This window comes from Stenotrophomonas maltophilia (genome assembly GCF_023518235.1).
GTDB lineage: Bacteria > Pseudomonadota > Gammaproteobacteria > Xanthomonadales > Xanthomonadaceae > Stenotrophomonas.
The window spans coordinates 2,584,731-2,602,480 of record NZ_CP090423.1 but is presented as its reverse complement, the minus strand read 5'-3'; the positions used below and the strand labels follow the sequence as shown (position 1 = coordinate 2,602,480).

The window sequence follows — 17,750 nt, the reverse complement described above, 5'->3', positions numbered from 1 at the left end:
CGGTGTTTTCACGCATCACACAGGTGGAACGATGAGCATGCACGCGCGCCGTACGCGGCGCTGGACCGGCCTGGTCCTGTCGATGGGACTGCTGGCGGTGGCCCCGCTGGCCTGGGCGGCGGCACCGCAGGCCGCCACGACGCAGGCGCAGGGCGTCAACGGCTACGAGCTGCCTTCGGCCGCGCTGCAGGCGGTGGTCGACGCCCCGCGCGCGCCCTCGCTGTTCCTGTCGCCGCGCCGCGACGTGGCCGCGCTGATGCAGATGCCGTCGCTGCCGTCGATCCAGGTGGTGGCGCAGCCGGAGCTGAAGCTGGCCGGCCTGCGCATCAACCCGCGCACGTTCTCCGACAGCCGCTTCAGCTTCGGCGAGAAGCTGTGGCTGATGAACGTGGCCGATGGCAAGGAGCGGCAGATCAGCGGCCTGCCGGCCACGCTGTCGATCGCCAGCCTGATGTGGTCGCCGGACCAGAAGTGGCTGGCCTTCAACCAGGTCGACGCCGCCAGCGGCGCCAATGAACTGTGGCTGGTGGATGTGGCCGGCGGCAGCGCCCGGCGCCTGGTGGCGGGCCTGAACACAGTGATCGGCAGCGGTTACCAGTGGCTGCCGGACAGCCGTGGGCTGGTGGTGTTCACCCGCCCGGCCAACCTCGGGGCCGCACCGGCCGCCGATGGCATCCCGACCGGACCTGCGGTGCAGCAGACCAGCCAGGGCGGCGGCGTGGTGTCGATCCGCACCTACCAGGACCTGCTGAAGAACGAGGCCGACGCGCGCCAGTTCGACTACTACGCCACCACCCAGCCGATGGAAGTCGGCCTGGATGGCAGCACCCGCGCGATCGGCGCGCCGGGCATCTTCATGGGTTTCGCGGTGTCGCCCGATGGCCGCTTCGTGCTGCGCCAGCCGGTGCAGCGCCCGTACTCCTACGTGGTGCCGGTGAGCAGTTTCCCGCGCCGCATCGAAGTGATCGACCGTACCAGCGGCAAACTGGTGCACACCGTGGCGGTGCGGCCGCTGGTGGAAGGCTTGCCGACCGGCAATGACGCCGAGGTGACCGGCGTGCGTGACATCAGCTGGCGCGGCGATGCCGACGCCACCCTGGTCTGGGCCGAAGCACAGGATGGCGGTGATCCGAACCGCGAAGCCAAGGTGCGCGATGCAGTGCTGATGCAGGCCGCGCCGTTCGACACGCCGCCGGTGACCCTGGCCCAGCTCGGTAGCCGTTTCGCCGGCATCAGCTGGGGCCGGGGTGACCTGGCCCTGCTGGGTGAATCGTGGTGGAAAACGCGCAGGACCAAGACCTGGCTGATCGCCCCGGACAACGCCAGCGCCGAACCGCGCCTGCTGTGGGACCGGGATGCGCAGGACCGCTATGCCGACCCGGGCCGCCCGCTGCTGGCCAGCGATGAGCGTGGCCGCTCGCTGCTGCAGACCAGCGCCGATGGCGGCAGCCTGTACCTGGCCGGTGCCGGTGCGTCGCCGGAAGGTGATCGTCCGTTCGTGGACCGCTTCGACATCGCCACGGGCAAGGCCACCCGCCTGTTCCACTCGCAGGCGCCCAGCTACGCCGCGCCAGTGGCGCTGCTGGACGCGCAGGGCAGTTCGCTGCTGCTGAGCCGCGAGAGCCCGGATGAGCCGGCCAACTTCCACGTGCAGTCGCTGGCCGATGCCAGCGCCGCACCGCGCGCGCTGACCCACTTCGCCCACCCGCTGCCGCAGCTGAAGGGCGTGCAGAAGGAGCAGATCCGCTACAAGCGCAAGGACGGCGTCGATCTGACCGCAACCCTGCTGCTGCCGCCGGGCTACGACCCGAAGCGCGATGGTCCGCGTCCGCTGCTGATGTGGGCCTACCCGGGCGAGTTCAAGAGCGCGGCGGCGGCCAGCCAGGTGACCGATTCGCCGTACCGCTTCAATGCGGTCAGCTACTGGGGGCCGCAGGCGTTCCTGGCCAAGGGCTACGTGGTGCTGGCCAGTCCGTCGATGCCGATCATCGGCGAGGGCGACAAGGAGCCCAACGACACCTACATCGAACAGCTGGTGGCCAATGCACAGGCGGCGGTGGATGAAGTGGTGCGGCGTGGCGTGACCGATCGCGAGCACATCGCCATCGGTGGCCATTCCTACGGTGCGTTCATGACCGCCAACCTGCTGGCGCATACGCGCCTGTTCAAGGCCGGCATCGCGCGCAGCGGCGCCTACAACCGCACGCTTACCCCGTTCGGCTTCCAGGCTGAGGAACGCAATTACTGGCAGGCGCAGGACGTGTACCAGAAGATGGCGCCGTTCAACTACGCCGACAAGATCAAGGACCCGATCCTGTTCATCCATGGCGTGGACGACAACAACTCCGGCACGTTCCCGATCCAGAGCGAGCGCATGTTCGCTGCGGTGAAGGGCCTGGGCGGCACCGCGCGGCTGGTGATGCTGCCCAACGAATCGCATGCCTACCGCGCACGCGAATCGATCATGACCATGCTGGCCGAAAGCGAGCGCTGGCTGGAGCAGACCATCGGCCCGGCCGAGCAGGGCAAGGCGAAGAAGAAGCGCTGACGTGCATGACGGCGGCCCCCGCAACGGGAGCCGCCTGTGCGGCTGCGCCGCCGCCCGAGCATGGGCTCGGGCGCTACACGGTGTCCCGCGCCATGACACACTTGTAGAGCCGAGCCCATGCTCGGCGGCGTCCGCCGTGATACGTGCAGATGAAACCATTTTTGCATCGCAGCACGACGCCCGTTCTGGGATAGGCTTGGGCTCAGGATCCGTTGACCGAGGCCCGTGCGTCGCCGATGAACGAGTACCGCAGCAGCATCGAATTCGCTTCCCCCGATCTTCCGCTTCGCGATGATGTGCGCCGGCTCGGCGCACTGGTCGGCGACCTGTTGGTGGAACAGGTATCGGCCGCTTTCCTCGACGATGTGGAAGAGGTACGTACCCGTGCCATCGCCCGCCGCGAGAACCAGGCACCGCTGTCGGAGCTGGCCGAGGGCCTGGCCGGGCGCACGCCGCAGCAGGCCGAAACCATGGTGCGTGCGTTCAGCACCTACTTCCAGGTGGTCAACATCGCCGAGCGCGTGCACCGCATCCGGCGCCGCCGCGATTACCAGCGCGCCGGCACCGCCGCGCCGCAGCCCGATGGCCTGCAGGATGCCCTGCAGCACCTCAAGGCGCAGGGCGTGAGCCTGGATGAACTGGCGCAGTGGTTGCCGCGCATCGACATCGAACCGGTGTTCACCGCGCATCCGACCGAAGCGGTGCGCCGCGCGCTGCTGGAAAAAGAGCAGCTGATGGTGGCCAGTCTGGTCGACAACCTCGACGGCCAGCGTACGCCGGGCGAGGCTGCCGCCGATGCTGCGCGCTTCCGCATGGCGCTGACCGCCTCGTGGCAGACCACCGATTCCTCGCCGGTGCGGCCCACTGTGGATGACGAACGCGAACACGTGGGTTTCTACCTGGTGCAGGTGCTGTACCGGGTGATTCCGGTGCTGTACGAATCGCTGCAGCAGGCGCTGCGCGATACCTATGGCGAAGAACTGCCGTTGCCGCGCCTGCTGCGTTTTGGCACCTGGGTGGGCGGTGACATGGACGGCAATCCGAACGTGGATGCCCACACCATCCGCAACACGCTGGATGCACAGCGGCAGGCAGTGCTGGGGCGCTACCAGAAGGAACTGCTGCAGCTGGCCAGCCTGCTCAGCCAGTCCACCGAGCGGGTGGGTGTCAGTGATGCGCTGCAGGCGCGCGTGGCGCATTACCAGCAGCTGTTGCCGCAGGTGCAGTCGCGGCCGCGCCATGCCGACATGCCGTATCGCCTGCTCAACGACCGCATGCGGGCGCGCCTGCAGGCCACGCTGGATGACGGCGAAGGCGGCTACGCAGGCCCTGATGAACTGATCGAGGATCTGCAGTTGATCCTGGACAGCCTGCGCGCCCACCGCGGTGAGCATGCCGGTGGCTTTGCCGTGCAGCGCCTGCTGTGGCGGGTGAAGACCTTCGGCTTCCATCTGGCACGCCTGGATGTGCGGCAGGAATCGAGCGTGCATGCACGTGCACTGGCCTCGGTGCTGGGCGGTGAGGAGGCGTGGCAGGCGCTGGACGCGCTGGACCGTGCGCGGCTGCTGGGCCCGCATGCCAGCGGTGAGGCACCGCTGCCGGCCGGCAACGATGAAGGCAACGTGCGCCTGGATGCGGTGTTCGCCGCACTGGCCGATGCGCGCGCACGACATGGTGGCGATGCACTCGGCAGCTACATCATTTCGATGGCGCACGACCGCAGCGATGTGCTGGCGGTGCTGGCGCTGGCACGCCGCGGTGGCCTGGTGGAAGACGGCGGTTCGGTGCCGCTGGACATTGCCCCGCTGTTTGAAACAGTGGACGACCTCAAGCGCGGCACCGCCACCCTGCGTGACCTGTTGGCCGACCCGGTGTATCGCGCCCATCTGCGTGCCCGTGGCGATGTGCAGATGGTGATGCTCGGCTATTCGGACAGCAGCAAGGACGGTGGCATTGCGGCATCACGTTGGGGCCTGCAACGCGCGCAGGTGGAACTGCTGGAGGTGGCGGCCGAGGCCGGCATCGGGTTGACGTTCTTCCATGGCCGTGGCGGCTCGATCAGCCGTGGCGGCGGCAAGACCACGCACGCGGTCGATGCGTCGCCGCGCGGCAGCATCGATGGACGCCTGCGGGTGACCGAGCAGGGCGAGGTGATCCACCGCAAGTACGGCATCCGTGCGCTGGCGCTGCGTTCACTGGAACAGGCCGCCGGCGCGGTGCTGCGCGCCAGCCTGCGCCCGCGTGCGGCCGAGCCACGCGAGGATGACTGGCGGCCGGTGATGGACCAGGTGGCAGCGGCGAGCAGTGAAGTCTATCGTGCGTTCGTGGGCCAACCGCAGTTCATGGACTACTTCCGCACCGCCACGCCGATCGATGTGATCGAACGGATGACGCTGGGCTCGCGACCGTCGCGACGACTGGGCCAGGATGCGGCGCTGGGCAACCTGCGCGCGATTCCCTGGGTATTTGCCTGGAGCCAGGCGCGCGCGGTCATTCCCGGCTGGTATGGCGTGGGCAGTGGCCTGCAGGCGGCGGTGGATGCCGGCCACGAACAGACCCTGCGCGCTATGGCGCGGGACTGGCCGTTCTTCCGCACCTTCCTGGACGACATCGCGATGGTGCTGTCCAAGGGCGATATCACCATTGCCGAGCAGTTCTCGAAACTGTCCGGCGACCTGCACGCGCGCTTCTTCCCGCAGGTGCAGCGCGAGCTGGAATTGACCCGGTATTGGCTGCTGGCGCTGATGGGCCAGCAGACGCTGCTGGACCATGACGCACGGCTGGCGCTGTCGATCCGTCTGCGCAACCCTTACGTGGACCCGATCAGCGTGCTGCAGGTGGACCTTCTGCAGCGCTGGCGTGCCAGCGGGCGCGAAGACGAGGACCTGTTGCGCGCGCTGGTGGCCTGCGTGAACGGTGTTTCGCAGGGCGTGCAGAACACCGGGTGATCCACCTGGCAGGGTAGTGCCGGCCGCTGGCCGGCAATGAGGAGGTTGCCGGCCAGCGGCCGGCACTACCTCATTCCTCCGCCGAGGGCGGGTTCGACGCCAGCAGTTCCAGATGGCGCTGTTCCATTTCCTGGCGCAGCTGGCGGCGGATCTGCGCGGCGGCCTGGCGGCGCTTCTCATCGGAGGTGGCCGGCTGCAACGGCGGCACCGGCGTCGGCCGACCGTCCTCATCCACCGCCACCATGGTGAAGAAGCAGCTGTTGGCGTGGCGCACGCTGCGCTTGAGGATGTCCTCGGCCACCACCTTGATGCCGATTTCCATCGACGAGGTGCCGGTATGGTTCACCGAGGCCAGGAAAGTGACCAGTTCACCCACCGCGATCGGCTGGCGGAACATCACCTGGTCCACCGACAGGGTGACCACGTAGCGGCCGGCGTAGCGGCTGGCGCAGGCGTAGGCCACCTGGTCGAGCAGGCGCAGGATGGCGCCGCCGTGGACCTTGCCGGAGAAATTGGCCATCTCCGGCGACATCAGCACGGTCATGGACAGCTGGTGGGTTTTCAGTTCGGTCGACATGGCCCGATTGTATCGACAACCGGGGAGTGCCGGCCGCTGGCCAGCAACCGCGCACTGTTTTCCCGGCATCATGAAAAAGCCGGCCAGCGGCCGGCTCTACCCGAAAAGAGAAGGGCCGCTTGCGCGGCCCTTCGTGTTTCTTACTTCAGCTTCGCATCGGCGCGCAGGGCGGCGGCGCGGTCGGTCTTCTCCCAGGAGAAGGCCGTGGCGTTGACGGTCTCGCCTTCGCCGTTGAGGTAGCTGAACTCCTTCGGCTTGCGGCCGAAGTGGCCATAGGCCGCGGTCTGCTGGTACATCGGGTGCACCAGGTCGAGCATCTTGATGATGCCGTACGGGCGCAGGTCGAAGTGCTTGCGGATCAGCTTCTCGATCTTGTCGTCGCTGATCTTGCCGGTGCCGAAGGTGGTGACCGAGATCGAGGTCGGCTCAGCCACGCCGATGGCGTAGGAGACCTGCACTTCGCAACGGTCGGCCAGGCCGGCGGCAACGACGTTCTTGGCAACGTAGCGCGCGGCGTAGGCAGCCGAACGGTCGACCTTGGACGGGTCCTTGCCGGAGAACGCGCCACCACCGTGACGGGCCCAGCCGCCGTAGGTGTCGACGATGATCTTGCGGCCGGTCAGGCCGCAGTCGCCCACCGGGCCGCCGATCTCGAACTTGCCGGTCGGGTTGATGTGGAACTTGGTGCCCTTGTGCAGCCACTTGGCCGGCAGCACCGGCTTGATGATCTCTTCGCGGACGGCCTCGATGAGGTCCTTCTGCTTGATGCCCGGGGCGTGCTGGGTCGACAGGACTACCGCGTCGATGGCCGAGACCACGCCGTTTTCATAGCGCAGGGTGACCTGGCTCTTGGCGTCCGGGCGCAGCCACGACAGCGGCGAGTTCTTCTTCTTGCGGATCTTGGCCTGCTGCTCGACCAAGCGGTGCGACAGGTGGATCGCGGCCGGCATGTAGCTGTCGGTCTCGTTGGTGGCATAGCCGAACATCAGGCCCTGGTCGCCCGCGCCCATTTCTTCCGGCTTCTTGCGGTCCACGCCCTGGGCGATGTGCGGCGACTGCTTGCCGATCAGGTTCAGCACGCCGCAGGTGGCGCCGTCGAAGCCGACGTCGGAGCTGTCGTAGCCGATGTCCGTGATGACCTTGCGGGTCAGCGCTTCCAGGTCGATCCAGGCGCTGGTGGTGATTTCACCGGCCACAATGGCAACACCGGTCTTGACCATGGTCTCGCAGGCCACGCGGGCGCGCTGGTCCTGGGTCAGGATCGCGTCCAGCACCGCATCGGAGATCTGGTCGGCAACCTTGTCCGGATGGCCTTCGGAGACCGACTCGGAGGTGAAGAGATAGCTGGACATCAGGCGGTATATCCCTTGATTCGGATGGAAAGATGGGCGCGCATGATACACGGGGTGCGCCGCCTGTGCATTGTGAACCGGTACCGGTTGCCGGTGGTTAAGCCCGCGTAGGCCCGCAGGGGCCGCCAGCGCGGGATTGGGGCCCAGCCTCGAGGCCCAGTGTTCCACCAGCGTGACAACGGGCGGGCGGCCTGGCGGCCCCGACCGCGCAGGTCGCGACGCCGACGGGCGGGGGGCCGTCGTCATCGTTCTGCCCCAAAACCGCCATCTGGCTGCCGCCTGCCGGGCGCAGGCTGTCGGCCAATCCGGCCGCCGGGCATGAGTGGATCCGCCATGCAGGAACTCGAACAGCGTCTCCAGCAACGCTTCCCCGATTGGTTCCATGGCCGTCGTGGCCAGCTGGCGCGGCCGTTGCTGCGCAGCGTCGGCCGCTGGTCGCGGTTGGACCAGATCGAGGCCTTCCTGCAGCGCAGCTCAGGCCTGCGCGGCTTCGGCTTCGTCGCCGCCGGCCTGGAGTTCATCGACGGCCAGTACCAGGTGGACCCCGCCGCCCTGGCCAAGATTCCGGCCAGCGGCCGCCTGCTGATCGTGGCCAATCATCCGTCCGGGGCGCTGGATGCACTGGCGCTGCTGGACGCGGTCGGCCGCATCCGCCGCGACGTGCGGATCGTGGCCAACGACCTGCTGGGGGCGATTGCGCCGCTGCAGGATCTGCTGCTGCCGGTACGCATCCTCGGTGGCAAGGCGCAGCGCGGCAGCCTGCATGCGGTCGAAGAAGCGTTGGCGGCCGAGCAGTGCGTGATCGTGTTCCCGGCCGGTGAAGTCTCGCGACTGTCGCTGCGCGGTATCCGCGATGGCCGCTGGCAGCGCGGGTTCGTCCGCTTTGCCCGCGCCGCCGGCGCGCCGGTGCTGCCGGTGCGAGTGGAGGCGCGCAACTCGGCGCTGTTCTACGGCGCCTCGACCCTGTTCAAGCCGGCGGGCACCGCGCTGCTGGCGCGCGAAATGTTCACCCGTCGTGGCCGCCCGCTGCGGCTGAGCATCGGCGAGCCGATGCAGCTGGGCAAGGGCGGTGATCCGGGCGCACAGCTGCTGGCGGTGCGCCGCGCGCTGTATGCGCTGGGCCGCAACGGTGTGGCCGGCAATGCCGCTGCCTTCGCAGGCCCCGAGCCGCTGGCGTCCCCCGTGCCGCCCTCGCAGGTTGCCGCCGGCATCGCCACGGCCACCCAGCTGGGCCAGACCGCCGACGGCAAGCAGATCCTGCTGGCCACCTGCACCGCCGACTCTCCGCTGCTGCTGGAACTGGGCCGCCTGCGCGAGCTGACCTTCCGCCAGGTGGGTGAGGGCACCGGTCGCAGCCGTGACCTGGATGACTACGACCCACAGTACGAACACATCGTGATCTGGGACGCGGCCGCGCAGCGCATCGCCGGCGCCTACCGGATCATGCGCGGTGCGCAGGCGCTGGCCCGGCACGGCCTGTCCGGGCTCTACAGCGCGTCGTTGTTCCGCTATTCCGACGACGCCATCACCCACATCGCCGAGGGCCTGGAACTGGGCCGCAGCTTCGTGGTGCCCGACTACTGGGGCAGCCGCAGCCTGGACTACCTGTGGCAGGGCATCGGCGCCTACCTGCAGTGCCGGCCGGGCATCCGCTACCTGTTCGGCGCGGTGTCGATCAGCGCGGCGCTGCCACGCGACGCGCGCGAGCAGCTGGTGGCCTACTACCAGCGCTATTACAGCGGAACCGCCGGGCTGGCCGAATCGAACCGGCCGTTCCAGTACTTCGCCGCGCCGCCGAGCTTCGGCGAACTGGACGCCGGCGCCGCGTTCGACGTGCTCAAGGCCAACCTGGCCGCGCTGGGGACCGGGGTGCCGACGCTGTACCGCCAGTACACCGATCTGTGCGAACCCGGCGGCGCCCGCTTCCTCGCCTTCGGTGTCGATCCTGATTTCAGCGATTCGATCGATGGCCTGATCGAGGTGGACCTGTGCGCGATCCGGCCGAACAAGCGCAAGCGCTACCTGCGCGACGCGGGGGCGCCGGCATGAGCACGCTGGCGAACCTGTCGCCGCACCGGCGCGCCGTGTTCGTCTCCGACGTGCACCTGGGTTCGCGTCATTGCCATGCCGCCGAGCTGGCGCGGTTCCTCTCCCAGCTGCGCTGTGATCGGTTGTACCTGGTCGGTGACATCATCGACCTGTGGTGGATGGCCCATCGCCGTGCCAACTGGCGGCAGTCGCACAGCGAAGTCATCCAGGCCCTGCATGCGCTGCGCCGTGCTGGCACCGAGATCATCTACATCCCGGGCAATCACGATGCCTCGCTGCGCCACGTGTGCGGGGTGATGCTGCCGGCGATGCAGGTGCGCCGGCGTGCCATCCACGTGACTGCCGACGGGCGCCGGCTGCTGGTCGCGCACGGCGACGAGTACGACGGCGTGACCCATTTTGGTGGCCTGCAGGAAAAGTTCGGTGACTGGCTGTACTACCGCATCCTCACCGGCAACCAGGCGCTGAACGCGGTGCGGCGCCGGCTGGGCATGCGCTACTGGTCGCTGTCGGAGTTCCTGAAGAAGCGCAGTGGCGCGGCCGAGCGTTATATCGAGCGCTTCGTGCAGGCCGGGCTGGACGACGTGCGTCGGCGCGGGCTGGATGGCATCGTCTGCGGGCATATCCACCGCGCCACGCTGGTGGAGCGCGATGGCCTGGTCTACGCCAATGACGGCGACTGGGTGGAGAGCCTGACGGCGCTGGCCGAGGACCATGATGGCGCGTTGCGCCTGCTCGATCACAATGGCCAGACGCTGGTGGAGTTGCCGGGCGCGCGATTGTCACAGGCGGCATGACCGCGTCCGTCCCCTTGTAGAGCCGAGCCCATGCTCGGCTGCCGTTACGCGCAACGAAGAGCAGCCGAGCATGGGCTCGGCTCTACATGCACCGCCCGCAAGCCGCTAGCATCGGGCCATGGATTCCCTGACCCAGATCGTACTTGGTGGCGCCGTTGCCGCTGCCATCGCCCCGCCCGGCCATCGCCGTGCGGCCCTGTTGGCCGGTGCCGCGCTGGGTACCCTGCCGGACCTCGACGCGTTGTGGCTGGGCTTCACCGCCGCTGATCCGGTGGCGAACATGATCGAGCACCGCAGCTTCAGCCATTCGCTGCTGGTGCTGCCGTGGGTGGCCGCATTGATCTGGTGGCTGTTCAAGCGCTTCGGCAACGGTCGCGTCGCGCAATCGCCGACGCGCTGGTTCTGGGCGATCCAGCTGGCGCTGGTCACCCATCCGGTACTGGACGCGTTCACCGTCTACGGCACGCAGCTGTGGTGGCCGCTGCGGCCGCATCCGGCGATGGGCTCGAGCGTGTTCATCATCGATCCCGCCTACACGGTGTGGCTGCTGCTGGGCTGCGTGCTGGCCTGGTTCGGACGTGCACGGCCGTGGGCGGGCACGGTGCTGGGCCTGGCGCTGCTGGTCAGCAGTGCCTACCTGGGCTGGGGCCTGATCGCCAAGGCGCAGGTCGACCGTGCCGCGCAGCAGAGCCTGGCGGCGATGGGGCTGGGCGACGCGCCACGCTTCTCGGTGCCGATGCCGTTCAACACGCTGCTGTGGCGGGTGGTGGCGATGACACCCAGCGGCTACGTGGTGGCTGACCGCTCGCTGCTGGCCGACCAGGGGCCGATGCAGTTCGAGGGCCATGCGTCCAACGTGCAGGCACTGCGCGAAGCCGCGGCGATTCCTGCGGTGCAGCAGCTGCAGTGGTTCAACCGCGGTTTCATGCGTGCGCAGGTGGTGGAAGGCCGGCTGGTGCTGAGCGACCTGCGCATGGGCCTGGAACCGGACTACACCTTCAACTTCGTGGTGGCCGAGCAGGTGGACGGGCGGTGGCAGGCGATCGTGCCCGAGCAGCGCCGCACCGATTACGCCAGCCCGCAGGCACGGGCCGAGATGAAGGGCCGGCTGGCAGCGATGTGGCAGCGGATCTGGCACACCGCGCCGTAGATCCACGCCATGCGTGGATGGCACCGTAGATCCACGCCATGCGTGGATCGGACCCTCAATACACCGTAGCGCGGCCCTGCACGAACGAATAGAAGAACACCGCATTCGGATCGTTCTGCACCAGGCGGAACTCGCGCCGCATGCCTTCCACCGTTTCCTCATCCACCGTACCGGCCTGCAGCAGCTGGTCGGCGGCCGACAGCAGCAGCTGTTCCCAGAACGCGATCATCGTCTTGCGACGGGCCGGTTCGCGGTTGTCCAGGTGGATGGTCTTGATCTCGGTGTGCACATCGCGGAAGCCGCCGGCCAACAGCAGGTTGCCCAGCTTGGCACCGACGAACGGATCGCCGCCATGGTCGTACTGGAAGTCGTTGAAGGCCATCCAGTAACGCCAGATGTGCGGCGAGTACGGATCGAGCAGGAACGAGGCGTTCATCACTTCGGTGATGTACACCGGCGATCCGGGGGCGAGTACGCGGCGCACTTCACTGAGCACGCGCGCTGGCGACGGTACATGCTCCAGCACCCAGCACAGGAACGCGGCATCGAAGCTGCGCGCTTCGAAGGGTAGCTCGCCGGCGTCGGCCTGCTGCAGCGTGTAGCGGTCGCTGCACCACGGCGTGCGGGCCAGGTTCTCGCGGGCAGTGGCCAGCTGGGCCTCGCTCAGGTCCACGCCGGTCACGTGCAGCTCGGGGAAGCGGCGCAGCAGGATCTCGGTCTGCGCCCCCACGCCGCTGCCCACTTCCAGCAGGCGCCGCGCGCCGCTGTAGTCGATCTGGCCGAAGATGCTCGATTCCAGCAGGCGGGCCTGGGTCATCAGGCGCTGCTGCTCGGTGCCGGAGAATCCGTGCAGGTAGGTCGGGGAAGAGATCGGCGGAGTCATGGCGGGCTCGTGTGGAGGTCGAGTTTGCTGGGGAGCGTAGCGTCGAGCTTGCTCGACTGTTCTGAAAACCAGTCGAGCAAGCTCGACGCTACAAATGCGCAGGTGATCAGGCGGCCGACGGCAATGCCGGTTCCCCGGCGATCAGGCGGTCGAAGTACTCGGTGGTCAGCGCGATCTGGCTCTGCGGGTCTTCGGCACGGTTGACCACCGCACGGAAGGCGGCGTTCTCCGGCCGGTCCTTGGCATACCAGCCCAGGTGCTTGCGCGCGATGCGCACACCCTGCGGCTCACCATAGAAGGCATGCAGCGCATGCAGGTGGCCCAGCAGGATGTCGCGCACTTCGGCCAGCGAGGGCGGCGGCAGTTCCTGCCCGGTGGCCAGGTAATGCGCCACTTCGCGGAAGATCCACGGCCGGCCCTGCGCCGAGCGGCCGATCATCACCGCATCCACGCCGGTCTGCTGCAGCACGTAGGCGGCCTTCTGCGGCGAATCGATGTCGCCATTGGCGATCACCGGAATGCGCAGCGCGGCCTTGATCTCGGCAATGGTGCTGTATTCGGCCTGGCCGGTGTAATGCTGGTCGCGGGTGCGGCCGTGCACGGCCAGCGCGGCGATGCCGCTGTCTTCGGCAATGCGGGCAATGACCGGGCCATTGCGGTGGTCGCAATCCCAGCCAGTACGGATCTTCAGGGTGACCGGCACATCCACCGCGTTGACCACCGCTTCCAGGATGCGCGCCACCAGCTGCTCGTCGCGCATCAGCGCCGAACCGGCCCAGGCGTTGCACACCTTCTTGGCCGGGCAGCCCATGTTGATGTCGATGATCTGCGCGCCATGGTCGACGTTGTAGCGCGCCGCCTCGGCCAGCTGCTGCGGCTCGGTGCCGGCGATCTGCACGCTGATCGGCGCCGGCTCGCCGTCATGGTCCATGCGGTGGATCGACTTGCGCGTGTTCCAGAAGCGCGGGTCGCTGATGGTCATTTCCGAGGCGGCCAGGCCCGCGCCCAGCCGTTTGCACAGCAGGCGGAACGGCTTGTCGGTGACGCCGGCCATGGGCGCCAGCACGACGTTGGGGGCAATGGTGTACGGGCCGATCTGCATGCGCCCATTGTAGAGCGCGGGCGGGGCCTGGGCGGTGTCGGTGGGCCCCGGGTTCAGGCCGATCGGCACCGACCTCATGCCGTACCGGCATCAGCAGATGCTTGACGGTTGCTTCCGCCGCCCCCAGGCGCGGGTGATGGTGGGCGGCTGGGTGGGCCGGTAACGCGCATCTACCCATGGCGTGGATCTACCACGGGCTCCCCGGTCGCTTCCCACGGGGGTGTGGCCATCCCTCGGTAGATCCACGCCATGCGTGGATGGACGGCCAAAAAAAACCCGGGCATCTGCATGCCCGGGCCTCTTCATCCACAGATGGCGTGGATCTACACGTCGGCCGGGGTGAAGCGCGGCATCGCCGCAGCGGCGCCTTCCTTCTCGGTGGAACGGCCGGCGAACTGGTTGGCGAAACGCACGTGGCGGGCGAACGGGGCGTCGGCCACCTGCGCCAGCGAGGCCGCCAGTGCACCGTTGAAGGCGTCACCGGCACCGGTGGTGTCGATCGCCTGCACCTGCTCGGCACCCACGCGGTAGTAGGGCTGGGTGTCGCCGCGCAGGTTTTCGTCGGCATGCGAGACGAACACGCCCACCGACCCCAGCGTCACCACCACCGTGCCGTTGCCGACCAGCTTGCGGCACAGCGCATGCAGGCTGGCGCCATCCAGCGCGGCCACGTCGTTGGCATCCACGCGCTCGCCGACATGGCGGCCGAGCAGGGCGACGAACTCGGTCTCGTTCGGGGTGATCACATCGGCCAGCTTGAGCAGGCCGATGGTCGAGGGCGCGTCGGCCGGCGCAGTGTTGAGCACGGTGGTAACACCGGCCTCGCGGGCGGTGGCCAGTGCCGCTTCAATGGTCTGCACCGGCGATTCCAGCTGCACCAGCACCACCTTGGCGGCGGTCAGCCGCGCCTGCTGCTGCTGCAGGAAGTCGGTGCTGAGCGCGGCGTTGGCGCCGGGGCCGATGACGATGGTGTTGCGGCCACGCGCGTCCACGTAGATGCCCGCGGTGCCGGTCGGCTCGCTGCTGGCCTCGGCGATCAGCCCGAAACCATCCTGCGCTGCCAGTTCGCGTGCGGTGGCACCACCGGCGTCATCGCCGAGCGCGCACACGAAGTGCGTCTCGGCGCCGGCGCGGCAGGCGGCCACGGCCTGGTTGAAGCCCTTGCCACCCGGGCCGGTGCTGTAGCGGCCGGCAATGGTCGCGCCCGGTGCCGGCAGCGACTCGCACCGCCACACGTGATCGACATTGAAGGAACCGACGACAACGACACTGCTGCTCATAGGGAATCTTTTCTCAACCAAGGGTTCAACTGAAGTGCGTCAGCACGCCGGCGATGGTGGCCGTCATGAAGGTGGCAATGGTACCGCCCAGCACCGCGCGCAGGCCGAACTTGGCCAGGTCGTGGCGACGTTCCGGGGCCAGACCGCCGATACCGCCGATCTGGATGGCGATCGAGCTGAAGTTGGCGAAGCCGCACAGCGCGTAGGTGGCGATCAGGCGGCCTTCGTCGGACAGGGTCACGCCGGCGATCTGGCCGTTCACGATCTGCGACAGTTCGGTGTAGGCCACGAATTCGTTGATCACCACCTTCTGGCCGATCAGCGAACCGACCGTGGTGGCGTCGGCCCACGGGGTGCCGATCACCCAGGCGATCGGGGCCAGCACGTAACCGAAGATGGTCGACAGGTTGGTCGGCTTGCCGATCATCGCGGCCAGGCCGGTGACATCACCGATCCAGGTCAGCGGGGCGTTCAGCAGGGCGATCAGGGCGATGAAGGCCAGCAGCATGGCGCCGATGTTCAGCGCCAGCTTCAGGCCGTCACCGGCGCCGGCGGCGGCTGCGTCGATGATGTTGCTGGAGGTCTTCTCCACTTCCATCTTCACCGTGCCGCGGGTCAGCGGGGTGCCGGTTTCCGGAATCAGCAGCTTGGCCACGACCAGGGTGGCCGGCGCCGCCATGATGCTCGCCGCCAGCAGGTGCTTGGCGTAGAACGCCTGCTGCACCGGGTCGCCGCCGCCGAGCATGCCCACATAGGCCGCCAGCACGCCGCCGGCGATGTGCGCCATGCCGCCGATCATCATGGTCAGCAGCTCGGACTGGGTCATCTTGGCGATGTACGGGCGCACGGTCAGCGGCGCCTCGGTCTGGCCGATGAACACGCTGGCGCAGACGCTGGTGGTTTCCGCACCGGACACGCGCATCACCTTGGTGATCGCCCACGCCATCACGCGCACGATCGCCTGCATGACGTTGAGGTGGTACATCACGCCCATCAGCGCCGAGAAGAAGATGATGGTCGGCAGCACCTGGAAGGCGAAGATGAAGCCGTAGTTCTGGGTGTCCATCAGCGAGCCGAAGATGAACTTCGAGCCTTCGTTGACGAAGCTCAGGACCTTGACGAAGCCGTGGCCCAGCGCGTCGAACACGTCGCGGCCGCCCGGCACCAGGATCACCAGCGCCGCAAAGGCGATCTGCAGGGTGATACCGGTGGCAACCAGCTTCCAGTCAACCGCGCGCTTGTTGTTGGAAAACAACCAGGTGATGCCGATCAGCACCGCCAACCCGAACAGGCCGAAGCCGATCCTGCCCAAACCTTCGACCATGTGAGTGACTCCCCTGGGGCGTCGCGAAAAACGGGAAGCCTAGTGCAGGGCCGGGGCCGGGGCAAGGAAAAGCAGCGTGCAGGCGGCCATCGGTACCGATCAGGCCAGCAACGGCAAGGGCTTGCGGCCGGCGCCGGCAGGTAGAATGGGGTTCGATCCCGGCCCGGATGCGGGCCCGCAGCAGGAGATTTGCATGCACTACCGTCGCCTGGGCTCCACCGGCCTGCCGATTTCCGCCCTGTCCTTCGGCGCCTGGGTGACCTTCGGTGACCAGATCCCGCGCGACGAGGCCCGCAACCTGGTGGCCGCCGCCTGGGACCACGGCGTCAACTTCTTCGACAACGCCGAGGGCTATGCCAACGGCCGCGCCGAACAGGTGATGGGCGATGTGATTGCCGACCTGCGCCTGCCGCGCGATGGCTTCTGCGTGTCCAGCAAGGTGTTCTTCGGTAGCGCCAAGGACCCGCGGCCGACCCAGCGCGGCCTGTCGCGCAAGCACGTGACCGACGCCTGCCACGCCGCGCTCAAGCGTCTGCGGGTGGACTACCTGGACCTTTACTACTGCCACCGCCCGGACCCGGACGCACCGGTTGCCGAGACCGTGCATGCCATGGACACCCTGGTGCGGCAGGGCAAGATCCTCTACTGGGGCACTTCGGAATGGTCGGCTGCGCAGATCCAGCAGGCGCTGGACGTTGCCGAAGCACACAACCTGCAGGGCCCGTCGATGGAGCAGCCGCAGTACAACCTGCTGCACCGCGAGCGGGTCGAAGTCGAGTACGCGCCGCTGTACGCCCGCGCCGGCCTGGGCACCACCGTCTTCTCGCCGCTGGCCTCGGGCCTGCTGACCGGCAAGTACGACCAGGGCATTCCCGCCGATGCACGGCTGGGCCGGGAAGGCATGGAATGGCTGCAGGACCTGGTGCTGGGGGCCGACGCCGAAGCGCGCCTGGCGCAGGTACGCCGTTTCAGCGAAGTGGCGCGCGCGCTGGGCCAGGCCCCGGCCACGCTGGCCATTGCCTGGTGCCTGCGCAACCCGAACGTGTCCAGCGTGATCCTCGGCGCCAGCCGGGTCGAGCAGCTGCTGCAGAACCTGCAGGCGCTGGACGTGCTGGAGCGGGTGGATGCCGCCGGCTGGGCGCAGGTAGAAGCCGCGTTCGCCTGACAACCCTTTGTAGAGTCGAGCCATGCTCGACTTCGCGCGCAGCGCGGGTGTTTCCAGGCGACGGCGCCAAGAGCAGTCGAGCATGGCTCGACTCTACAAAGGTGCCACGCCCTTTTGATTGACTAGATCTATCGAATTTACGAATTCGATCATTAATCTCATCAATGAAAGTGAGAATGGTTGTTGATTGTCAACTGAGAATCATTATCATTTAACTCGTCCCTCGCACGAGTCCAGATGCTCATGAATGCTCAACCTGTACTGCTGCGCCCCGAAACGCTGACCCTCCGCGATCGTCCGGTCCGCGTCGTTCCGCCGGAAGAGGTCATCGACAGCGAAGCCCTGCTCAAGGGCCGTCGTGAAATCCTGATCCAGCACGGCGACCGCTTCTATCGCCTGCGGCACACCAGCAACGACAAGCTGATCCTGACCAAGTAACCGCGGTCTGGTCGCCCGCCTCCCTCCCTCCTGCCGGCAGCGCCGGCAGGGTGGGCGACCCGTCCGCGCCCGCTCTCTCCCCCTCGGTCTACCGCGTGCACCTTCCGGGTGTGCCGGTAACCGGGGGTTCCCCTGCC

The 17,750-nt window shown here is 67.9% G+C and carries 13 protein-coding genes; 7 read left to right on the top strand and 6 right to left on the bottom strand.

Annotated features, from left to right (window positions below; genetic code table 11):
• Positions 1–31 precede the first annotated feature (31 nt).
• Both LZ605_RS12320 and ppc read left to right on the top strand, forming a co-directional pair.
• On the top strand, positions 32–2,548 hold the full coding sequence (locus LZ605_RS12320; protein WP_249841899.1) for a S9 family peptidase: 2,517 nt from the start codon (positions 32–34) through the stop codon (positions 2,546–2,548).
• A gap of 236 nt (positions 2,549–2,784) precedes the next feature.
• The gene (gene ppc, locus LZ605_RS12315) at positions 2,785–5,496 is read left to right on the top strand and encodes a phosphoenolpyruvate carboxylase (RefSeq protein ID WP_249844909.1); all 2,712 of its coding nucleotides are present in this window, start codon (positions 2,785–2,787) and stop codon (positions 5,494–5,496) included.
• A 70-nt stretch (positions 5,497–5,566) separates the two neighbouring features.
• Here ppc and LZ605_RS12310 read toward each other — a convergent pair whose 3' ends face one another.
• Positions 5,567–6,073 carry an acyl-CoA thioesterase gene (locus LZ605_RS12310; RefSeq protein WP_249841898.1) on the bottom strand — a complete coding sequence of 169 codons (507 nt, stop codon included), beginning with the start codon at positions 6,071–6,073 and terminating at the stop codon, positions 5,567–5,569.
• 140 nt (positions 6,074–6,213) lie between these two features.
• Positions 6,214–7,425, bottom strand: coding sequence for a methionine adenosyltransferase (gene metK / locus LZ605_RS12305; protein WP_010481882.1), 1,212 nt, complete (start codon positions 7,423–7,425; stop codon positions 6,214–6,216).
• A 333-nt stretch (positions 7,426–7,758) separates the two neighbouring features.
• Between metK and LZ605_RS12300 the strand changes: the two genes are divergently transcribed.
• The 3 genes from LZ605_RS12300 to LZ605_RS12290 all read left to right on the top strand — a co-directional run bounded on the left by LZ605_RS12300 (position 7,759) and on the right by LZ605_RS12290 (position 11,421).
• The gene (locus LZ605_RS12300; RefSeq protein ID WP_249841897.1) at positions 7,759–9,474 is read left to right on the top strand and encodes a lysophospholipid acyltransferase family protein; all 1,716 of its coding nucleotides are present in this window, start codon (positions 7,759–7,761) and stop codon (positions 9,472–9,474) included.
• Positions 9,471–10,271, top strand: coding sequence for a UDP-2,3-diacylglucosamine diphosphatase (locus LZ605_RS12295; protein WP_249841896.1), 801 nt, complete (start codon positions 9,471–9,473; stop codon positions 10,269–10,271). The genes LZ605_RS12300 and LZ605_RS12295 overlap by 4 nt, the downstream gene beginning before the upstream one ends.
• A gap of 118 nt (positions 10,272–10,389) precedes the next feature.
• On the top strand, positions 10,390–11,421 hold the full coding sequence (locus LZ605_RS12290) for a metal-dependent hydrolase (protein WP_249841895.1): 1,032 nt from the start codon (positions 10,390–10,392) through the stop codon (positions 11,419–11,421).
• A gap of 55 nt (positions 11,422–11,476) precedes the next feature.
• Here LZ605_RS12290 and LZ605_RS12285 read toward each other — a convergent pair whose 3' ends face one another.
• From LZ605_RS12285 to LZ605_RS12270, 4 genes are all read right to left on the bottom strand, one after another.
• A complete protein-coding gene (locus tag LZ605_RS12285) occupies positions 11,477–12,304 on the bottom strand; it encodes a methyltransferase domain-containing protein (RefSeq protein WP_249841894.1) in 828 nt (275 codons plus the stop codon).
• 106 nt (positions 12,305–12,410) lie between these two features.
• Positions 12,411–13,406: a tRNA dihydrouridine synthase DusB gene (gene dusB, locus LZ605_RS12280; protein ID WP_107230407.1), complete on the bottom strand. Its 996-nt coding sequence runs from the start codon at positions 13,404–13,406 to the stop codon at positions 12,411–12,413.
• Positions 13,407–13,729: 323 nt separating this feature from the next.
• A complete protein-coding gene (locus LZ605_RS12275) occupies positions 13,730–14,686 on the bottom strand; it encodes a ribokinase (protein WP_249841893.1) in 957 nt (318 codons plus the stop codon).
• 25 nt (positions 14,687–14,711) lie between these two features.
• Positions 14,712–16,010: a NupC/NupG family nucleoside CNT transporter gene (locus LZ605_RS12270; protein WP_107229884.1), complete on the bottom strand. Its 1,299-nt coding sequence runs from the start codon at positions 16,008–16,010 to the stop codon at positions 14,712–14,714.
• Between the two features lie 193 nt (positions 16,011–16,203).
• On the opposite strand from LZ605_RS12270, the gene LZ605_RS12265 reads away from it, so the two are divergent.
• Positions 16,204–17,175 carry an aldo/keto reductase gene (locus LZ605_RS12265; protein ID WP_249841892.1) on the top strand — a complete coding sequence of 324 codons (972 nt, stop codon included), beginning with the start codon at positions 16,204–16,206 and terminating at the stop codon, positions 17,173–17,175.
• Positions 17,176–17,418: 243 nt separating this feature from the next.
• Positions 17,419–17,613, top strand: a complete 195-nt coding sequence (gene hemP, locus LZ605_RS12260) for a hemin uptake protein HemP (protein ID WP_005412278.1) — start codon at positions 17,419–17,421, stop codon at positions 17,611–17,613.
• Positions 17,614–17,750: the final 137 nt, after the last annotated feature.

What these genes read in the sequence shown, in the direction of transcription:
- LZ605_RS12320 (WP_249841899.1), top strand. Translation starts at nt 32, where the DNA reads ATGAGCATGCACGCGCGCCGTACGCGGCGCTGGACCGGCCTGGTCCTG.
- ppc (WP_249844909.1), top strand. Translation starts at nt 2,785, where the DNA reads ATGAACGAGTACCGCAGCAGCATCGAATTCGCTTCCCCCGATCTTCCG.
- LZ605_RS12310 (WP_249841898.1), bottom strand. Translation starts at nt 6,073, where the DNA reads ATGTCGACCGAACTGAAAACCCACCAGCTGTCCATGACCGTGCTGATG.
- metK (WP_010481882.1), bottom strand. Translation starts at nt 7,425, where the DNA reads ATGTCCAGCTATCTCTTCACCTCCGAGTCGGTCTCCGAAGGCCATCCG.
- LZ605_RS12300 (WP_249841897.1), top strand. Translation starts at nt 7,759, where the DNA reads ATGCAGGAACTCGAACAGCGTCTCCAGCAACGCTTCCCCGATTGGTTC.
- LZ605_RS12295 (WP_249841896.1), top strand. Translation starts at nt 9,471, where the DNA reads ATGAGCACGCTGGCGAACCTGTCGCCGCACCGGCGCGCCGTGTTCGTC.
- LZ605_RS12290 (WP_249841895.1), top strand. Translation starts at nt 10,390, where the DNA reads ATGGATTCCCTGACCCAGATCGTACTTGGTGGCGCCGTTGCCGCTGCC.
- LZ605_RS12285 (WP_249841894.1), bottom strand. Translation starts at nt 12,304, where the DNA reads ATGACTCCGCCGATCTCTTCCCCGACCTACCTGCACGGATTCTCCGGC.
- dusB (WP_107230407.1), bottom strand. Translation starts at nt 13,406, where the DNA reads ATGCAGATCGGCCCGTACACCATTGCCCCCAACGTCGTGCTGGCGCCC.
- LZ605_RS12275 (WP_249841893.1), bottom strand. Translation starts at nt 14,686, where the DNA reads ATGAGCAGCAGTGTCGTTGTCGTCGGTTCCTTCAATGTCGATCACGTG.
- LZ605_RS12270 (WP_107229884.1), bottom strand. Translation starts at nt 16,010, where the DNA reads ATGGTCGAAGGTTTGGGCAGGATCGGCTTCGGCCTGTTCGGGTTGGCG.
- LZ605_RS12265 (WP_249841892.1), top strand. Translation starts at nt 16,204, where the DNA reads ATGCACTACCGTCGCCTGGGCTCCACCGGCCTGCCGATTTCCGCCCTG.
- hemP (WP_005412278.1), top strand. Translation starts at nt 17,419, where the DNA reads ATGAATGCTCAACCTGTACTGCTGCGCCCCGAAACGCTGACCCTCCGC.